Raw genomic sequence first — 15,817 nt, 5'->3', positions numbered from 1 at the left:
GTTTGTGCGTTCCGGTGCGTTCGTTCGAGCCGAAGTGGAGCCAAGCAAAGTCGCCAGAGGTTCAGATGGCAGCTGACGTCGTTACGCAGATCATCACCGCTCGCATCACTGAGCACGTCGCCGAATCGCCGTTCTACATTCCAATGACCGGGCCCGCGGCACGGCCGCGGCGCTCGCTCAAGCATGACGACACCTTCATCGTGCTCGACAGCCACGGCGACATCGGCGCCTCGGCCGGCGGGCCGGACGGTCTGTTCAACGCCGATACACGCTACCTGGCGCGGCTGGAAATGGTGCTGGAGAACGTGCAGCCGCTCCTGCTCGGCTCCAACATGCGCGACGACAATTCGGCGCTGACGGTCGACCTCACCAATTCCGACGTCTATCGCGACGACCGTCTGACCCTGCCGAAGGACACGCTGCACATCGTGCGCTCGATCTTCCTGTGGCGCGGCACGGCCTATCAGCGCATCGGCCTGCAGAATCACGGCGATCATGCCGCGAGCTTCGATCTCACGCTGCTGTTCGACAACGACTTTGCCGATCTGTTCGAGGTGCGCGGCGAGCGCCGGCCGCGGCGTGGCATCGGCTCGAGCAAGCTGCTCGGACCGACCGACGTGGTGCTGGAATATTGCGGCCTCGACGAGCAGACGCGGATCACCGCGCTGCATTTCGATCCGCGGCCGACGCGGCTGTCGGTCAACGCGGCGACCTATCATTTCGATCTCGAGCCCGGGCAGGTCACGTCGCTGTTCGTCGCGGTCTCCTGCAACAAGCCGATCATGCAGAAGCCGGTGCCGTTCTTCCGTGGCCTGCTGGCGCATCGCCGCGAGATGCGGACTTCGTCGGCCGGCGCGGCCAGCATCGAGACCTCGAACAACATCTTCAACGAGGTGCTGTGCCAGGCGATGGCCGACCTCAACATGCTGATGACCGAGACGCCGCAGGGCCGTTATCCCTATGCCGGCATTCCCTGGTATTCGACAACGTTCGGCCGCGACGGGCTGATCACCGCGCTGCAGATGCTGTGGGTCGATCCGCGGATCGCCAAGGGCGTGCTGAAGCGGCTCGCGTTGTTCCAGGCCAAGGCGGTCGATCCGCTGGCCGATGCCGCGCCGGGCAAGATCCTGCATGAGATGCGCGGCGGCGAGATGGCCGCACTTCGCGAGGTGCCGTTCGCGCATTATTACGGCAGCGTCGATTCCACTCCGCTGTTCGTGCTGCTCGCCGGGCTCTATCTGGAGCGCACCGGCGATTTGGAGACGCTGCGCGAGCTGTGGCCCGCGGTCGAGGCAGGCTTGCAATGGATCGACGGCCCGGGCGATCCAGATCGCGACGGCTTCGTCGAATACCAGCGCGCCACCGAGGAGGGGCTTCGCAATCAGGGCTGGAAGGATTCGTTCGACGCCATCTTCCACGCCGACGGAACGCTTGCCGAGGGCAACATCGCGCTGGCGGAAGTGCAGGGCTACGTGTTTGCCGGCAAGCAGCTCGCCGCGCGCGCGGCGCGCAAACTCGGCTTTGCCGACAAGGCCGCGAAGCTGGAAGCCGAGGCCGAGCGGCTGCGCGAGCGGTTCGAGGAAGCATTCTGGTGCGAGGAGCTCGGCACCTATGCGGTCGCGCTCGACGGCGCCAAGCAGCCGTGCAAGGTGCGCACGTCGAATGCCGGCCAGACGTTGTTTTCCGGCATGGTGCGGGAAGACCGCGCGCGACGGGTTGCCGCCGACCTGATGAGCCAGAAGTTCTTCTCGGGCTGGGGCATCCGCACCGTCGCCGCGGGCGAAGCGCGCTACAACCCGATGTCCTATCACGATGGCTCGATCTGGCCGCATGATAATGCGCTGATCGCGCTCGGATTTGCCCGCTACGGCCTCAAGCATTCGGTCGCGCATCTGTTCAAGGGCCTGTTCGACGCCGCAAGCTATATGGAACTGCGACGGCTGCCGGAGCTGTTCTGCGGCTTCCGCCGCGAGCGCCGGCGCGGCCCGGTGCTTTATCCCGTGGCCTGTGCACCGCAGGCCTGGGCGAGCGCGACGCCGTTCACGCTGCTGGAGGCGGCGCTCGGCCTCGAGTTCGACACCGCGCGCGGCGAAATTCGCTTGCGCGATCCGCGGCTGCCGGAGTTCCTCAACGACGTGGTGCTGCGCGACCTCAGGCTCGGCGCCTCCAGCGTCGATTTGAGGTTGCGCCGCCATGGCGACGAGGTATCGCTCGAAGTGTTGCGCACACGCGGCCAGATCCAGGTGTCGATCGTGCTGACGCATTGAGCGTCGTCGCGCGGCATGCGTGCGCCGGGAAATCGCGGGGAGAGTAACATGCGTCCGAGGATTTTGATGATGCTGGTCGCAGCGGCGCTGCTGACATGCGCGGGTGTCCGTGCCGCCGACGACGAAGCGCCGGCGCCGACACCATCGCCGCCGCCGGCGGTCCAGGCGCCGCCAGCAACGCCTGCGCCGCCGGCAGCCTCTGCGACGCCGAAGGAGCAGGCCAAGGAGCCCTCAAAGGAATCGTCCAAGGAACCGTCGCCGCCGCCGTCGGTGACCGTGATCGGCGCGCGCGATGCGCACGGCATTCTCGGGCGCGACGTTCGCAGTTCCGCCAATGAGAACATGGGCCGCATCGTCGACGTCATTGTCGACCGCGACGGCAAGGTCCGCGCCGCGGTGATCGATTTCGGTGGGTTCCTCGGCGTCGGCAGCCGCAAGATCGTGGTCGATTGGAACGCGCTGCGTTTCGCCGGTGTTTCCAGCAAGAGCGACAGCATCACGCTGGACCTCAACAAGCAGCAGGTCAGCGCTGCACCCGAATACAAGGAAGATACGCCGCTGATCGTGCTGGGCGCGGCGGGAAGCCTGCATCCATGGGATTACGAACATTAGGGGGGTAGAGCTGGTCGCGCGTCCGAACTCTTCTTTAGAGACGGTTGGCGACGGTCGTGGCAAGCGATCAGCCGGCGGTACTAATGTTGTGCCGCTCGCCCCCGATCAAGGCAGTCCCGAGGAACCGCGTGCGCCGTCGCGCGAAAGCCAGCGCGGCCTCGACTGGTTCATCTTCTTCCTGGCCGACGTGCAGACCGGCTTCGGCCCGTTCGTCGCGGTCTATCTGACGACGCAGAAATGGACCCAGGTCGAGATCGGCTTCGTGCTCTCGATCGGCGGCATCATCGGCCTCTTGGGCCAGATGCCCGGTGGAGCGATCGTCGATGCGGCACGCTCGGAGCGGGTCGTTGCGGGCTGTGCGGTGGCCGCGATCGGCGCCAGTGCTCTGGCCTACGCGCTCTGGCCGATCTTTCCCGTGGTGACGCTCGCCGCGACGCTGCATGCGCTCGCGAGCTGCGTGCTCGGTCCGGCGATCGCCGCGATCAGCCTCGGCCTGGTCGGGCCGCTTGCGATCGGCGAGCGGCTCGGCCGCAACGCGCGCTTCGCCTCGCTCGGCAGCGGCTCGGCCGCGGCACTGATGGGCGCCTGCGGCTATCTGCTGTCGAGCCGCTCGGTGTTCCTCGTCACCTTCATCCTGGCGATCCCGACACTGTTGTCGCTGGCGCGGATCCGCGAGCGCGAGATCGACATCGCCCAGGCCCATGGCGAGGTGAAACGCGAGGTCCCCGACAAGCGCGCCACCAGCGTCGTCGGCCTGGTGCGGCAGCGGCCGCTCTTGATCTTTGCCGGCGCGATGATGCTGTTCCAGCTCGCCAATGCCGCGATGCTGCCCTTGATGGCGGGCGTGGTGACGACACGGTCGAGCCAATGGGCGCCGGTCTTGATCGCGGCCTGCATCATTGTGCCGCAGGCGATCGTCGCGCTGTCCTCGCCGTCGGTCGGCCGCAAGGCCCAGGCCTGGGGGCGGCGGCCGCTGCTGTTGATCGCATTCGCCGCGCTGGCGATCCGCGGCCTGTTGTTCGCGACGGTGCGCGACCCCTATGTGCTGGTCATGGTGCAGATTTTCGACGGCATCACCGCGGCGATCTTCAGCGTGATGGTGCCGCTGATCGTGGCCGACGTCGCCTTCGGCAGCGGCCATTTCAACCTGGCGCAGGGCATTGTCGGCACCGCGGTCGGCATTGGAGCGTCGCTCAGCACGGTGCTGGCCGGCTATGTCAGCGACAAGCTCGGCAGCAGCACCGCCTTCATGGGCCTCGCCGGGATCGCCGCGTTCGGACTGTTCGTGATCTGGCTGGTGATGCCGGAGACGCGGCGGACGGCATGATGGCAGGGCGCAACCGCGGCATCATTAGCCGCCACCGACCGGACCAGGGATGCGGCTACGGGCCCGTTTTGCAGCGCGGCACCCTTTCTCCTGCATGTGCCGTCATATATGAGTGAATACATAAGTGATTTGCTGCTGGAACGAGCCCGATGGTCCCCAGGAGCGAGTTCGCGCGTTGAACCGTGGCGGCGATTAATCAATCCAAAATCGCGGTCTGGTACGGGATTGACGCAGCGCAGGCAGGCATTTCGACCGAGGAGCGGCATGGTACATCGAACGACGACGGCGCAAACCACCGGAGCGATGCGGCGTTGGGGCCAACCCGCCTTTGTGACTTTCGCGGCGATGGTCACAGTTGCGTCACTGACCGGTGGCGTCGCGGCGAAAGAGCAGCGTCCCGCGGCAGCCGTCGAGGCGACCGCGCCGCGCACCGCTGGCGAGCCGATCATGGCGATCGTGTCGATCAAGGCCCAGAAGGTCACGCTCTACGACGCCGAGGGCTGGATCTACCGCGCGCCGGTGTCGAGCGGCGTCAAGGGACGCGAGACGCCGGCCGGCGTCTTTGCGCTGATCGAGAAGGACAAGGACCACCACTCGACCCTCTATGACGATGCCTGGATGCCCAACATGCAGCGCATCACTTGGAACGGCATCGCGCTGCATGGCGGACCGCTGCCGGGATATGCGGCTTCGCATGGCTGCGTGCGGATGCCCTACGATTTTGCCGAGAAGCTGTTCGACAAGACCCGGATCGGGATGCGGGTGATCATCGCGCCGAACGACCCGGCCCCGGTCGATTTCACGCATCCGGCGCTGTTCGTGCCGAACGCGCAAGCCATGGCGGCGGCACCGGCGCGCGCCGAAAAGCTCAGCCGCGAGGCCGCGGATGCCGCCAAGGCGGCCGACGAGGCGAAGAAGGCTTCCGTGGCCGCGACCAAGGAAGCCGCACTGTTCACTCCGGCGTCGCTGCGCAAATTGCAACAGATGAAGACCCGTGCCGACGCGGCGGTCGCATTGGCCGACAAGACGCTCGCCGCGGCCAAGACCGATCTTGCCAAGGCGCGCGCCGAGGATCTGAAGCAGAAGGCAGTGGCCAAGGCCGCGGAAGCGACCACGCAGTTCGAGGCCGCCCAGGGCGACGCCAAGCCGAAGCTCGACGCCGCAGCCGCCGCCAAGGACGCCGCCAAGGCGGCCGAGACCAAGAAGGCCGATACCCAGAAGGCGGCGACCGAGGCCAAGCTCGCGCTGGAGCCGGTGTCCGTCTACATCAGCCGCGCGACGCAGAAGCTCTACGTCCGGCGCAACACCCACAAGCCATGGGCTGACGGCGGCGAGGTGTTCGATTCAAGCATCGAGGTTCCCGTCACGATTCGCGATCCGGACAAACCGATCGGCACGCATATCTACACGGCGATGGCGCGCAACGACGCGGGCGGCCTGCGCTGGACCGAGGTGTCGATCGACGACGGAGACAACGCCAAGGACGCGCTCGACCGCATCACCATCCCGCAGGATGTGCTGGACCGCATCGCGCCGACTGCCGTTGCGCGCTCTTCGATCATCATCTCGGACGAGCCATTGAGCGCCGAGACCAACTATCGCACCGAGTTCGTCGCCGTGCTGAGCAACCAGCCTCAGGGCGGTTTCATCACGCGCAAGCCGACCCGGCCCATGATGACCGACGACATGATCGCGAGCAGGGACGAGGACGGTTTCGGCTTCTTCTATCAGCGCAGCTGGAATCCCCAGGCGCCCACCAATTATGGTAGCCCCCAATACGGCGCTCCCCAGTTCGGTAGCCCCCAGATCTATGGCAATCCTCAAGCCGCCAATCCGCGCCGGCGCGGCGGCCAGTATTACTGGCAATCGCAACAGTGGTAGTGGGGCGGGGGCAGGCCGCCCATCACGGTGAGCCTCCGACGGCGGCGTGATGCCGCCGTCGAAACCCACTGTGCGATGGACTGCCTTACGGGCGAGCTTCCAGGATCAGGTTGAACGGCGTTTCAGCGGCGCGGCGGAACCGCGAGAAGCCGCCCTGGCGCGCCACCTCGCGCAGTCTTGCCTCTCCGGCCTGCGCGCCGAGCGCGAGCCCGACCTCCTGGTCCAGCGACGCTGGCGTGCAGATCATCGTCGACGCCGCGTAGTAGACGCGCCCGATCGGATTGAGGTTGTCCTCCAGCCGGTCGTTGGCGAACGGCTCGATCAGCATGCAGGTGCCGTCGTCGGCGAGGGTGGAGCGGGTGTGCTTGAGGGCGCCGACCGGATCGCCCATGTCGTGCAGGCAGTCGAAGAAGCACACCAGGTCATAGCCCTTGGCCGGGAATGTCTTGGCGGAATGCGTTTCGAAATGAACGCGGTCCGACAGTCCCGCCTCCCGCGCGGACTTCCGCGCCGCCTCGATCGAGCCCTCGTGGTAGTCGAAGCCGTAGAAGGTTGATTTCGGGAACGCCTCCGCCATCAGTCGCGTCGAGACGCCGTGCCCGCAGCCGACGTCGGCGACGACAGCGCCTTTCTTCAGCTTGTCGACGACGCCCTCGAGCGCCGGCAGCCATTCCTGCACCAGATAATGCTTGTAGCTGGTCCGGAAGAAGCGGGCGGTGCCGCAGAACAGGCACTCGCTGCGCCTGTTCCAGCCGACGCCCTTGCCGGTCTTGAAGGCGTCGGTAATCTTTGGCTCATCGAGAAAGGTCGCGCCGACAAGGCTTCCGACGGCGCCGAGGAAGACCGGGCTGTCCTCGTCGGCCAGCGCGAGCGCCTGCTCGGGCAGCATCGAGAATTTTCCGGTTGCCTTGTCGTACTCGATGTAGCCGGAGGCCGCCTGCGCCGACAGCCACTCCTGGATGTAGCGCTCGGCCGTTCCCGTCGCCTTGGCCAGGGCCGCGGCATTCATCGGCCCGCCCTGCGCGAGAGCCCTGTAGAGCCCGAGCTTGTCGCCCAGCAGCATCAGCGAGGCATTCATCGCCGCGCCGACATCGCCGATCATCTTTCCCATGAATGAATTGAGGCGCTCTTCGTTGACGTCCATGATGTTCCTCCATCGCAATCGCGTTTGGCCAAAAGCCATCATTCGCAATTTCACGCATGCGTCGTCGTCCAGCCGTGTGGCGACGTGATCGCCTGAAAGGTTCGGTGCAATGACCCGATTGTTACCGGGCCGGTGGGATCCCACAGCCGCCGGGCTTCACAAGCCCGCGAGGCGAGCCGCCTACGCCATCACGCGCGGCATGATCAGCCTTTTGTACAGCGCACCATAGCAGGCGGCCGACAGGTCCCAGCTGTAGGACTTGGCCATCGCGCTGGAGCGCATGGCGTTGAGCCGGTCCTTGGCGCGGTAGGCGTCGAAGGCGCGCCTGACGCCGCCGAGGAAGGATTCCGCCGACGGCTGCGCAAACAGGAAGCCGGTCTCGCCGTCGGCGATGGTTTCCGCAAGCCCGCCGGTCTGGTGGCCGATCGGCAGTGAGCCGAAGCGCTGCGCATACATCTGGCTGAGGCCGCAGGGCTCGAAGCGCGACGGCATCAAAGTGAAATCGCTGCCGGCGAAGATCCGGCGCGCCTGCGCGTCGCTGAAGCCGATGATCACGCCGATCGCATCGGGCCGGCGGCGATGCGCGGCCACCAGTGCATCCTCGATGGCGGGCTCGCCGCTGCCGGTGACGACGATCTGTCCGCCGTCCCTGATGATCTCGTCGGCGGCGGATAGCACGAGGTCGACGCCCTTCTGATGCACGAGGCGTGCGACGAGGCCAAAGATCGGTCCGCGCGAGACCGCAAGGCCGAACTGACGGCGGACATAGTCGGCGTTGGCCTGCTTGCCCTTCCAGTCGCCGGAGCCGAACGGCTGTGCGAGCTGCGCGCAGTGGCGCGGGTCCCAACTCTCGTCGATGCCGTTCAGGATGCCGGTCAGCTGGTCGGCGTCGGAGCGCACGCGGAGCAGGCCTTCCAGGCCGCAGCCGAGCTCCGCGGTTGTGATCTCCCTGGCATAGGTCGCGCTGACCGTGGTCAGATGCGAGGCGTAGACGAGGCCGCCCTTGAGGAAGGAGAGCTTGTCGTAGAACTCCAGCCCGTCGATGTGGAACGAGCTTTCCGGTGCGCCGATCCGCCGCAGCGAGTCCTTCGGAAACAGGCCCTGATAGGCGAGATTGTGGATGGTCAGGATCGACGGAATCCGCGCGTTGCGCCAGGCGAGGTAGGCCGGTGTGAGCGCGGCCTGCCAATCGTTGGCGTGTACGAGGTCCGCTGCCCAATTCGTGTCCAGCATTCCGGCTGCAAGTTCGGCAGCGGCCGAGGCAAAACGGCCGAAGCGGATGTCGTTGTCGGGCCAGTCGCGGCCGGACTCATCGCCATAGGGATTGCCCGGCCTCTCGTAGAGTTGCGGGCACAGCAGCACGTAGACCGGAAGTCCGTCCCTGGTCGACGCACGCCCGAGCGTGCAGGCCGGCATCTCGGCGAGCGCTCGGCATTGCCCAACGATTTCAATATGCGTGAACTGTTCGACCACATCCCGGTAGCCGGGAAGCATGATCCTGACGTCGCTCCACGGGCGGAGCGCCCGCGGAAGGGCAGCGGAAACGGCGGCGAGCCCGCCGACGCGGACGAAATCGTCCATCTCCGTCGTGACGAATAAGACCTTCAACAAGCGCCCTCGTTCCAGCCCGTGACAGGGCCATGCAAGATCGGGTCCAATCTGCCTTTGAGTAAAATGCAAGACGGCCCGCGCTCCCGGTCTGGACGAGACGCTTTCCTGCCAGGGCGGCTCACTTTAGGGTCACGCGACGCCGAACAACCCATGACGAAGGTGGAGGAAGCCTTGCCGACGACCATAGCCGCTGACGATGAGGGGAATTTGACACGGAGCTTCGACGGCCTTCGCGTGCTCGATTTTTCGACCACGATCGCCGGACCTCATTGCACGCGGATGCTCGCCGACATGGGCGCGGAGGTGATCAAGATCGAGCCCACTGAGGGCGAGACGATGCGGACGCGGCCGCCGGTGCGCAACAATTGCTCGACGGCGTTCGGCCAGCTCAATATCGGCAAGAACAGTCTGGTGCTCGACCTGAAGTCGGCGGCCGGCGTCGAAGCCGTGCGCCGGCTGATCGCCACCGCCGACGTGCTGGTGGAGAATTTCCGTCCCGGCGTGATGCGGCGGCTGAAGCTCGACTATGCCTCGGTCCGAGACATCAATCCGAAGCTGATCTTCTGCTCGATCTCCGGCTACGGCCAGACCGGCCCGTCGGCGGAATTGCCGGCCTATGCGCCGGTGATTCATGCCGCCTCGGGTTACGAGATGGCGCATCTCGCCTATCAGCCGGGACGCAGCCGGCCGGACTATTGCGGCATCTATCACGCCGATGTGCTGACCGGCGTTTACGCGTTCGGTGCGATCTCGGCGGCGCTCTACCAGCGCGCCGCCAGCGGAAAGGGCCAGCACATCGACGTCTCGATGCTGGAATCGATGCTGAGCCTGACCCTGAACGAGTTGCAATGGTCGCAATTCGAGGTGAAGCAAACCCAGCGCCCGATGTTCGGCCCGATCGAAACCACCGACGGCTACGTGATGGTGGCGATCGCCAGCGAGAAGACGTTCCAGAACCTGATGCAGGTGATCGGCCGTCCCGATTGGGTGTCCGATCCGCGCTTCGCCAAATATTCCGATCGGCGGGACAACTGGGCGGGCCTGATGGAGGGCGTCGAGGCGTGGTCGCGCTCGGTCAGCACGCAGGCCTGCCTTGCCGCGCTCAACGAGTATGGCGTGCCGTCATCCGCCTATCGCACCGTGCGCGAGGCACTTGCCGATCCGCAAATCGCCCATCGCGGCGCGCTGACCGAGGTTGCGGACGGCGGCGGCAGCTTCAAGGTGCTCAATCTGCCGTTCCGCATGTCCGGCGCGACGGTCGGTGCGCGCAAGCGGATGTCGACGCTCGGCGAGCACACACTGTCCTATCTGAAGGAGATCGGCCTCTCCGACGATCAGATCGCAGGCTTCGCAGCGCAACCGGCGAAGACGGGTGCGTAGTTAGAGCATGATCCGGACCCGGAGGGCCGCGTTCACGTAAAGTGGGTACCGGTTTTCCGAAAGATCATGCTCGAACAAGTAGATCAGATCACGATGCGAGCTCACGAGATCGCATCGTGATCGCCCTGCGGCTTTTCATCCGTATTACGGTCTTGTCGCGCGCGGCGATTCCGGACAATCTGCCGCCCAACAGACGACGATCCGGAACACCGGACGTCGCCCACCTGGGAGGGAGCATTGATGAAGCTGGTCGGGCGCGCGCGCGCAGTTGCGCGCATATTTCTTGTGGCGGGATTAGGTGGGGCGATGTCAGCTGCACCGGCCCATGCGCAGAAGCAGGGCGGCACGCTCACCGTCGGCCAGGAACTGGACATTCCGGGCTTCGACCCGCTCAAGGTCGGCGTTTACGATACCTCGGCCAACACCGCAGCGGCCGCGATCTTCGACACGCTGATGACGCTCGACGAGAAGGGCGAGCCGAAGCCGAAGCTCGCGCTGTCGTGGGAGCATTCCGACGACTTCAAGACCTGGACCATCAAGCTGCGGCCCGGCGTGAAATTCCACGACGGCACGCCGTTCAATGCGCAGGCGGTGAAGGAGAACTTCGACCGCCAGAAGGACCCGGCCAACAAGTGCCGCTGCGCCTTCTACATCTCCAGCATCAGCAGTGTGCAGGTGGTCGATGACCTGACGGTGGTCTACAATTTCAGCGACCCGTCGGTGAATTTTCCGGCGACCCAGTCGATCCAGAGCTCCAACAATGTGATGCAGTCGCCGACCGCGTGGAAGACCAAGGGCGAGGATTACAATCGCAATCCGGTCGGCACCGGTCCCTACATCCTGAAATCCTGGACCGCCGGCGACCGCATGGTGCTGGAGAAGAACCCGGACTATTGGGACAAGGGCAAGCCCTATCTCGATCGCATCATCTTAAAGCCGCTGCCGGACGCGCAGTCGCGTTTTGCCTCTCTGCAATCGGGCGAGGCCGACGTCGTCTGGGACGACGAATACGACGCCGACAACATCGTCAAGGCGCAGAAGGACAAGAGCCTGACGGTCCACTCCTATGCCGGCTCCGGCGCGCAAGTCTACGCGTTCAACACCAAGGCGGCGCCGTTCGACGATGTCCGCGTGCGCCAGGCGCTGGTCATGGCGCTCGACCGCAAGAAGATATCGCAGGCGATCACCAACGGCCTGGCGCGGCCGGCCACCAATCCCTATGGCGACGGCTCCTGGGTCAAGTGCAAGGACGACGGCGCGCTGCCGGAAGACGCGGCGAAGGCCAAGGCGCTGATCAAGGACTACGGCAAGCCGGTTGATTTCAAGATGATCGTCTCGGCGACGCCGCGCGGCCGCACCATCGGCCAGGTGCTGCAGCAGCTCTGGAAGCGGGTCGGCGCCAACATGGAGATCGAGCAGGTCGATCAGGCCACGATCGTGCCGCGCGCGTTCATGCGCCAGTTCCAGCTCACGCCGTGGCGCATCGTTGACCTCGCCGATCCCGATCCGCAGATGTATGCCAATTTCCACACCGGCAGCCCGGTGGCGCTGGCGAACTTCTCCGATCCGGAGCTCGACCGGCTGCTGGAGCATGCGCGAACCACCGCCGATGTCGCCCAACGCACCGACGACTATTGCGCGATCAGCCGCCTGATCAACAAGGAGGCGCTCTGGTTCTGGACCTTCCAGAACACCTACTACGCAATCTCGAGCGCGAAGGTGAAGGGCGTGCCGAAGATGTTCAACGGGGTGCTCGACGTCTCCTACGCCTGGAAGGAATAGCCTTTCATGCTGTTCTTCGTCGCGCGCAGGCTCCTGTACCTGGTACCGGTGCTGATCGCGGTCTCGGTGCTGACCTTCGTGATCGCCTCGCTGTTGCCTGGCGATCTGGCCTACGTGATCCTCGGCGACCAGGCGACGCCCGAGAACGTCGCGGCCCTGCGTCACGACATGGGGCTCGATCAGCCGATCTGGCTGCGCTATCTCGGCTGGCTGTGGCACATCCTGCAGGGTGATTTCGGACGGTCCTTCCGCACCGGGCAGACCGTGTTGCAGGCGGTCAGCGAACGCATCCCGGTCTCGTTCGAGCTGATGATCCTGGCCGAGCTGATCGGGCTTGCGATCGGCGTGCCGCTCGCGATCGCCTGCGCGGCCAAGGCCGGCAGCGCGTTCGACCGCTTCACGACCGGCTCGGCCTTCGGCATGCTGTCGGTGCCGACCTTCCTGTCCGCGATCCTCTTGATCTATCTGTTTGCGGTCGAGCTGCGCCTGCTGCCGGCGACCGGCTATGTGCCGTTCACCGAGGACCCGGTCGCCAATCTGCGCTTCATGGTGCTGCCGGCGCTGACGCTCGGACTTGCGGAATGGCCGGGCATCATGCGCGTGCTGCGCTCCGACATGATCGCAGCGCTGCAGGAGGACTATATTGCGCTCGCCAAGGCGAAGGGCCTCAAGCCGTCGCGCATCCTGTTCGTGCACGCGCTGAAGCCGTCGTCGCTGACGCTCGTCACCATCACCGGCATCAATATCGGCCGCCTGATCGGCGGCGCCGTCATCGTCGAGTCGATCTTCGCCTTGCCGGGGATCGGCCGCCTCCTGGTCGGCGCGATCTATACCCGCGATCTGATCATCCTGCAGGGCGTGGTGCTGCTGGTTGCCGCGGGCTTCGTGATCATGAACTTCGTCGTCGACATGCTCTACGCCCTTCTCGACCCGAGGATCCGCCATGGCCACGCTTGAGCTCAGCCTCGAGGAAGAGGCCGGTGCGACGCCGGTCCGGCGCCGCCGCGGGCTCGGCATGCTGTTCTGGATTGCGATCGGCTGGATGGCGCTGGTGTTCGCGGTCGCGATCTTTGCCGACCTGCTGCCGCTGCCGAGCCCGACCGACATGGACATGCTGGAGCGGCGGGCGCCGATCTCGGCCGAGCATTGGCTCGGCACCGACGGTCTTGGCCGTGACGAGCTGTCGCGGTTGATCTATGGCGCGCGTATCTCGCTGATCGTCGGCCTCTGCGCACCGATGATCGGTGTCACGATCGGCGGCGCGCTCGGCATGCTCGCGGGCTATTTCCGCGGCCGGTTCGAATCCTTCGTGGTCGGCAGCATGGACGTGCTGCTGGCGTTCCCGCCGCTGATCCTGGCGCTTGCGGTCACCGCCTATCTCGGCCAGTCGATCTTCAATCTGACCTGCATCCTCGGCGTGCTTGGCATTCCCGCCTTCATGCGGGTGGCGCGGGCGGCGACCTTGTCGCTGGCGCGGCGCGAGTTCGTCATCGCGGCGCAGGCGCTCGGCGCCACGCATGCGCGCATCCTGCTGCGCGAGCTGCTGCCCAATGTGATGCTGCCGCTGCTCGCCTTCTTCCTGCTCGGCGTCGCCGTCACCATCGTGGTCGAGGGGTCGCTGTCGTTCCTCGGCCTCGGCGTGCCGCCGCCGATCTCGAGCTGGGGCAGCATGATCGGGGAGGGCCGTGAGAGCCTCGAGGTGGCGCCGCGGCTCGCCTTCATTCCGGCGATCGCGATGTTCCTGACCGTGCTTTCGTTCAACCTGATCGGCGATACGATGCGCGCGCTGACCGATCCCAGGCAGGGGGCGCTATGAGCCGGACGCTGCTCTCGGTCGAGAATGCGGTGGTCGACCTGCCGACGCCGCGCGGCAATCTGCGGGCGGTCGATCATGTCGATCTTGCCGTCGGCGCCGGCAGGACGCTCGGCATCGTCGGCGAGTCCGGGTGCGGCAAGACCATGCTGTCGCGCGCGATCCTGCAGCTGCTGCCCAAGAAGGCGAAACTGTCCGGCCGCGTGATGTTCGACGGGCAGGATCTGACGAAACTGCCGGCGGAGAAATTGCGCAAGCTGCGCGGCCGCTCGCTCGCGGTCGTGTTCCAGGACCCGATGACCTCGCTCAATCCGGTGCTGACCATCGGCACCCAGCTGATCGAGACCATTGTGGAACATCTCGAGCTCGACGTGGCCCAGGCCAGGCAGCGCAGCATCGAACTGTTGGCGGCGGTCGGCATTCCCGCGCCCGAGCAGCGCCTGGCGCAATATCCGCACCAGCTCTCCGGCGGCATGCGCCAGCGCGTCGCGATCGCGGTGGCGCTGTCCTGCGAGCCGCAGCTCCTGATCGCGGACGAGCCGACCACCGCGCTCGACGTCACGATCCAGGCCCAGATCCTCGATCTCTTGGCGCGCGAGCAGCAGCGCCGTCACATGGCGATGATCATCATCACGCATGACCTCGGCGTGGTCGCCGGCCGCACCGACGAGGTCGCGGTGATGTATGCCGGGCGCGTCGTCGAACGCGCGCCGACGCCGGCATTGTTCAAGCAGATGCGGATGCCCTACACCGAGGCGCTGCTCGCCGCGCTGCCGAAGCTCGACGTCCCGCCGCATACGCCGCTGCCGGCGATCTCGGGACGGCCGCCCGACCCGACCCGGCCGCTCAAGGGTTGCTCGTTCTCGCCGCGCTGCCGTTACTCCGCGGAGCGCTGCGGCACGGAGAAGCCGCAGCTCAGCCGGGCGGAAACGCCGGAACATCTCTACGCCTGCTTCCATCCGATCACCGCGGGGGTCGGCGCATGATGCTGCAGGCCGCACCCGATCCGCTGATGAAGGTGGAAAACCTCGTCGTCGAATATTCGGTGGGAGGCAAGACCATCCATGCCGTCTCCGATGTCAGCCTCGAGATCGCGCGCGGCGAGACGCTGGGGCTGGTCGGCGAATCCGGCTGCGGCAAGTCCACGCTCGGCCGCGCCGTGCTGCAACTGCGCCAGGCCGTCTCCGGCAAGGTGCTGTTCGACGGGCACGATCTCACCGCCCTGAAGGGCGAGGCGCTGCGCAGGATGCGGCGGCGCGTGCAGCTGATCTTCCAGGACCCGATCGCCTCGCTCAATCCGCGGCGGCGGATCGGCGACATCGTCGCCGAGCCGCTGGTGATCGCAGGCGTCAAAGATCCCGAGGAACGCCGGCGGCGGGTCAGCGACGTGCTGTCGGCGGTCGGCCTCGATCCGGCGCTGGTGAGCGGGCGCCTGCCGCATGAATTCTCCGGCGGACAATGCCAGCGCATCTGCATCGCCCGCTCTCTGGTGCTCAATCCGGAATTCGTGATCTGCGACGAGCCGGTGTCCGCGCTCGACGTTTCAATTCGTGCCCAGATCCTCAATCTGCTGGAGGAGATGAAGGCGCGCTACGGCCTGACCCTGCTGTTCATCGCCCACGACCTCGCCGTGGTGAAGGCGGTCTCAGATCGCGTCGCGGTGATGTATCTCGGCCGGCTCTGCGAGGTCGGCCCGTCGGAGCAGCTGTTTGCACGGCCGGCGCATCCCTATACCGCGCTGCTGATCGAGGCGATCCCGGTGCCGGATCCGGATGTCCGCCCGACCCAAAGCGTGCCGGTCGGCGAGCCGCCGTCGCCGATTGCGCCGCCCTCCGGCTGCCGCTTCCGCACCCGCTGCCCGCGGGCCGATGCGCGCTGCGCCGGCGAGGTGCCGGAACTGCGCGTGGTTGCGCCGGGCCAGTTCGCGGCTTGCCATCATCCCCTGATCTAAATATCCGGAGGCCGACACCGCGTTTGTCCCGGACGGGCAGGCGTGGCAA

12 protein-coding genes are annotated in these 15,817 nt (G+C 66.1%); 10 read left to right on the top strand and 2 right to left on the bottom strand.

What is annotated here, in order from left to right:
- Window positions 1-65 precede the first annotated feature (65 nt).
- The 4 genes from AC1VNY_RS11305 to AC1VNY_RS11290 all read left to right on the top strand — a co-directional run bounded on the left by AC1VNY_RS11305 (window position 66) and on the right by AC1VNY_RS11290 (window position 6,087).
- A complete protein-coding gene (locus AC1VNY_RS11305) occupies window positions 66-2,267 on the top strand; it encodes an amylo-alpha-1,6-glucosidase (RefSeq protein WP_482405194.1) in 2,202 nt (733 codons plus the stop codon).
- Window positions 2,268-2,315: 48 nt separating this feature from the next.
- Window positions 2,316-2,879, top strand: a complete 564-nt coding sequence (locus AC1VNY_RS11300) for a PRC-barrel domain-containing protein (protein ID WP_482405193.1) — start codon at window positions 2,316-2,318, stop codon at window positions 2,877-2,879.
- A gap of 88 nt (window positions 2,880-2,967) precedes the next feature.
- Window positions 2,968-4,206, top strand: coding sequence for an MFS transporter (locus AC1VNY_RS11295; protein WP_304499205.1), 1,239 nt, complete (start codon window positions 2,968-2,970; stop codon window positions 4,204-4,206).
- Between the two features lie 264 nt (window positions 4,207-4,470).
- Complete coding sequence (locus tag AC1VNY_RS11290) at window positions 4,471-6,087, top strand: L,D-transpeptidase family protein (protein WP_482405192.1); 1,617 nt, start codon at window positions 4,471-4,473, stop codon at window positions 6,085-6,087.
- An 85-nt stretch (window positions 6,088-6,172) separates the two neighbouring features.
- On the opposite strand, the gene AC1VNY_RS11285 is transcribed toward AC1VNY_RS11290, so the two are convergent.
- Window positions 6,173-7,231 carry a class I SAM-dependent methyltransferase gene (locus AC1VNY_RS11285; protein ID WP_035630961.1) on the bottom strand — a complete coding sequence of 353 codons (1,059 nt, stop codon included), beginning with the start codon at window positions 7,229-7,231 and terminating at the stop codon, window positions 6,173-6,175.
- A gap of 180 nt (window positions 7,232-7,411) precedes the next feature.
- Window positions 7,412-8,839 (bottom strand): glycogen synthase GlgA, encoded by a 1,428-nt coding sequence (gene glgA, locus AC1VNY_RS11280; protein ID WP_482405191.1) that lies wholly within the window; start codon window positions 8,837-8,839, stop codon window positions 7,412-7,414.
- A gap of 153 nt (window positions 8,840-8,992) precedes the next feature.
- On the opposite strand from glgA, the gene AC1VNY_RS11275 reads away from it, so the two are divergent.
- The 6 genes from AC1VNY_RS11275 (at window position 8,993) to AC1VNY_RS11250 (ending at window position 15,768) form a co-directional block, all read left to right on the top strand.
- Window positions 8,993-10,222 (top strand): CaiB/BaiF CoA transferase family protein, encoded by a 1,230-nt coding sequence (locus AC1VNY_RS11275; RefSeq protein ID WP_482405190.1) that lies wholly within the window; start codon window positions 8,993-8,995, stop codon window positions 10,220-10,222.
- Window positions 10,223-10,528: 306 nt separating this feature from the next.
- Window positions 10,529-12,004 (top strand): ABC transporter substrate-binding protein, encoded by a 1,476-nt coding sequence (locus AC1VNY_RS11270; RefSeq protein WP_482405189.1) that lies wholly within the window; start codon window positions 10,529-10,531, stop codon window positions 12,002-12,004.
- 6 nt (window positions 12,005-12,010) lie between these two features.
- Window positions 12,011-12,961, top strand: coding sequence for an ABC transporter permease (locus AC1VNY_RS11265; protein WP_482405188.1), 951 nt, complete (start codon window positions 12,011-12,013; stop codon window positions 12,959-12,961).
- Window positions 12,948-13,820, top strand: a complete 873-nt coding sequence (locus AC1VNY_RS11260; protein WP_253609711.1) for an ABC transporter permease — start codon at window positions 12,948-12,950, stop codon at window positions 13,818-13,820. Before AC1VNY_RS11265 ends, AC1VNY_RS11260 begins: the two co-directional genes overlap by 14 nt.
- On the top strand, window positions 13,817-14,803 hold the full coding sequence (locus tag AC1VNY_RS11255) for an ABC transporter ATP-binding protein (RefSeq protein WP_482405187.1): 987 nt from the start codon (window positions 13,817-13,819) through the stop codon (window positions 14,801-14,803). The genes AC1VNY_RS11260 and AC1VNY_RS11255 overlap by 4 nt, the downstream gene beginning before the upstream one ends.
- Window positions 14,800-15,768 carry an ABC transporter ATP-binding protein gene (locus tag AC1VNY_RS11250; protein ID WP_482405186.1) on the top strand — a complete coding sequence of 323 codons (969 nt, stop codon included), beginning with the start codon at window positions 14,800-14,802 and terminating at the stop codon, window positions 15,766-15,768. The genes AC1VNY_RS11255 and AC1VNY_RS11250 overlap by 4 nt, the downstream gene beginning before the upstream one ends.
- Window positions 15,769-15,817: the final 49 nt, after the last annotated feature.

The organism is Bradyrhizobium ferriligni (assembly GCF_056837965.1).
Note: the sequence above shows the minus strand (reverse complement) of the source record. Positions and strands in the feature narration are given on the sequence as shown.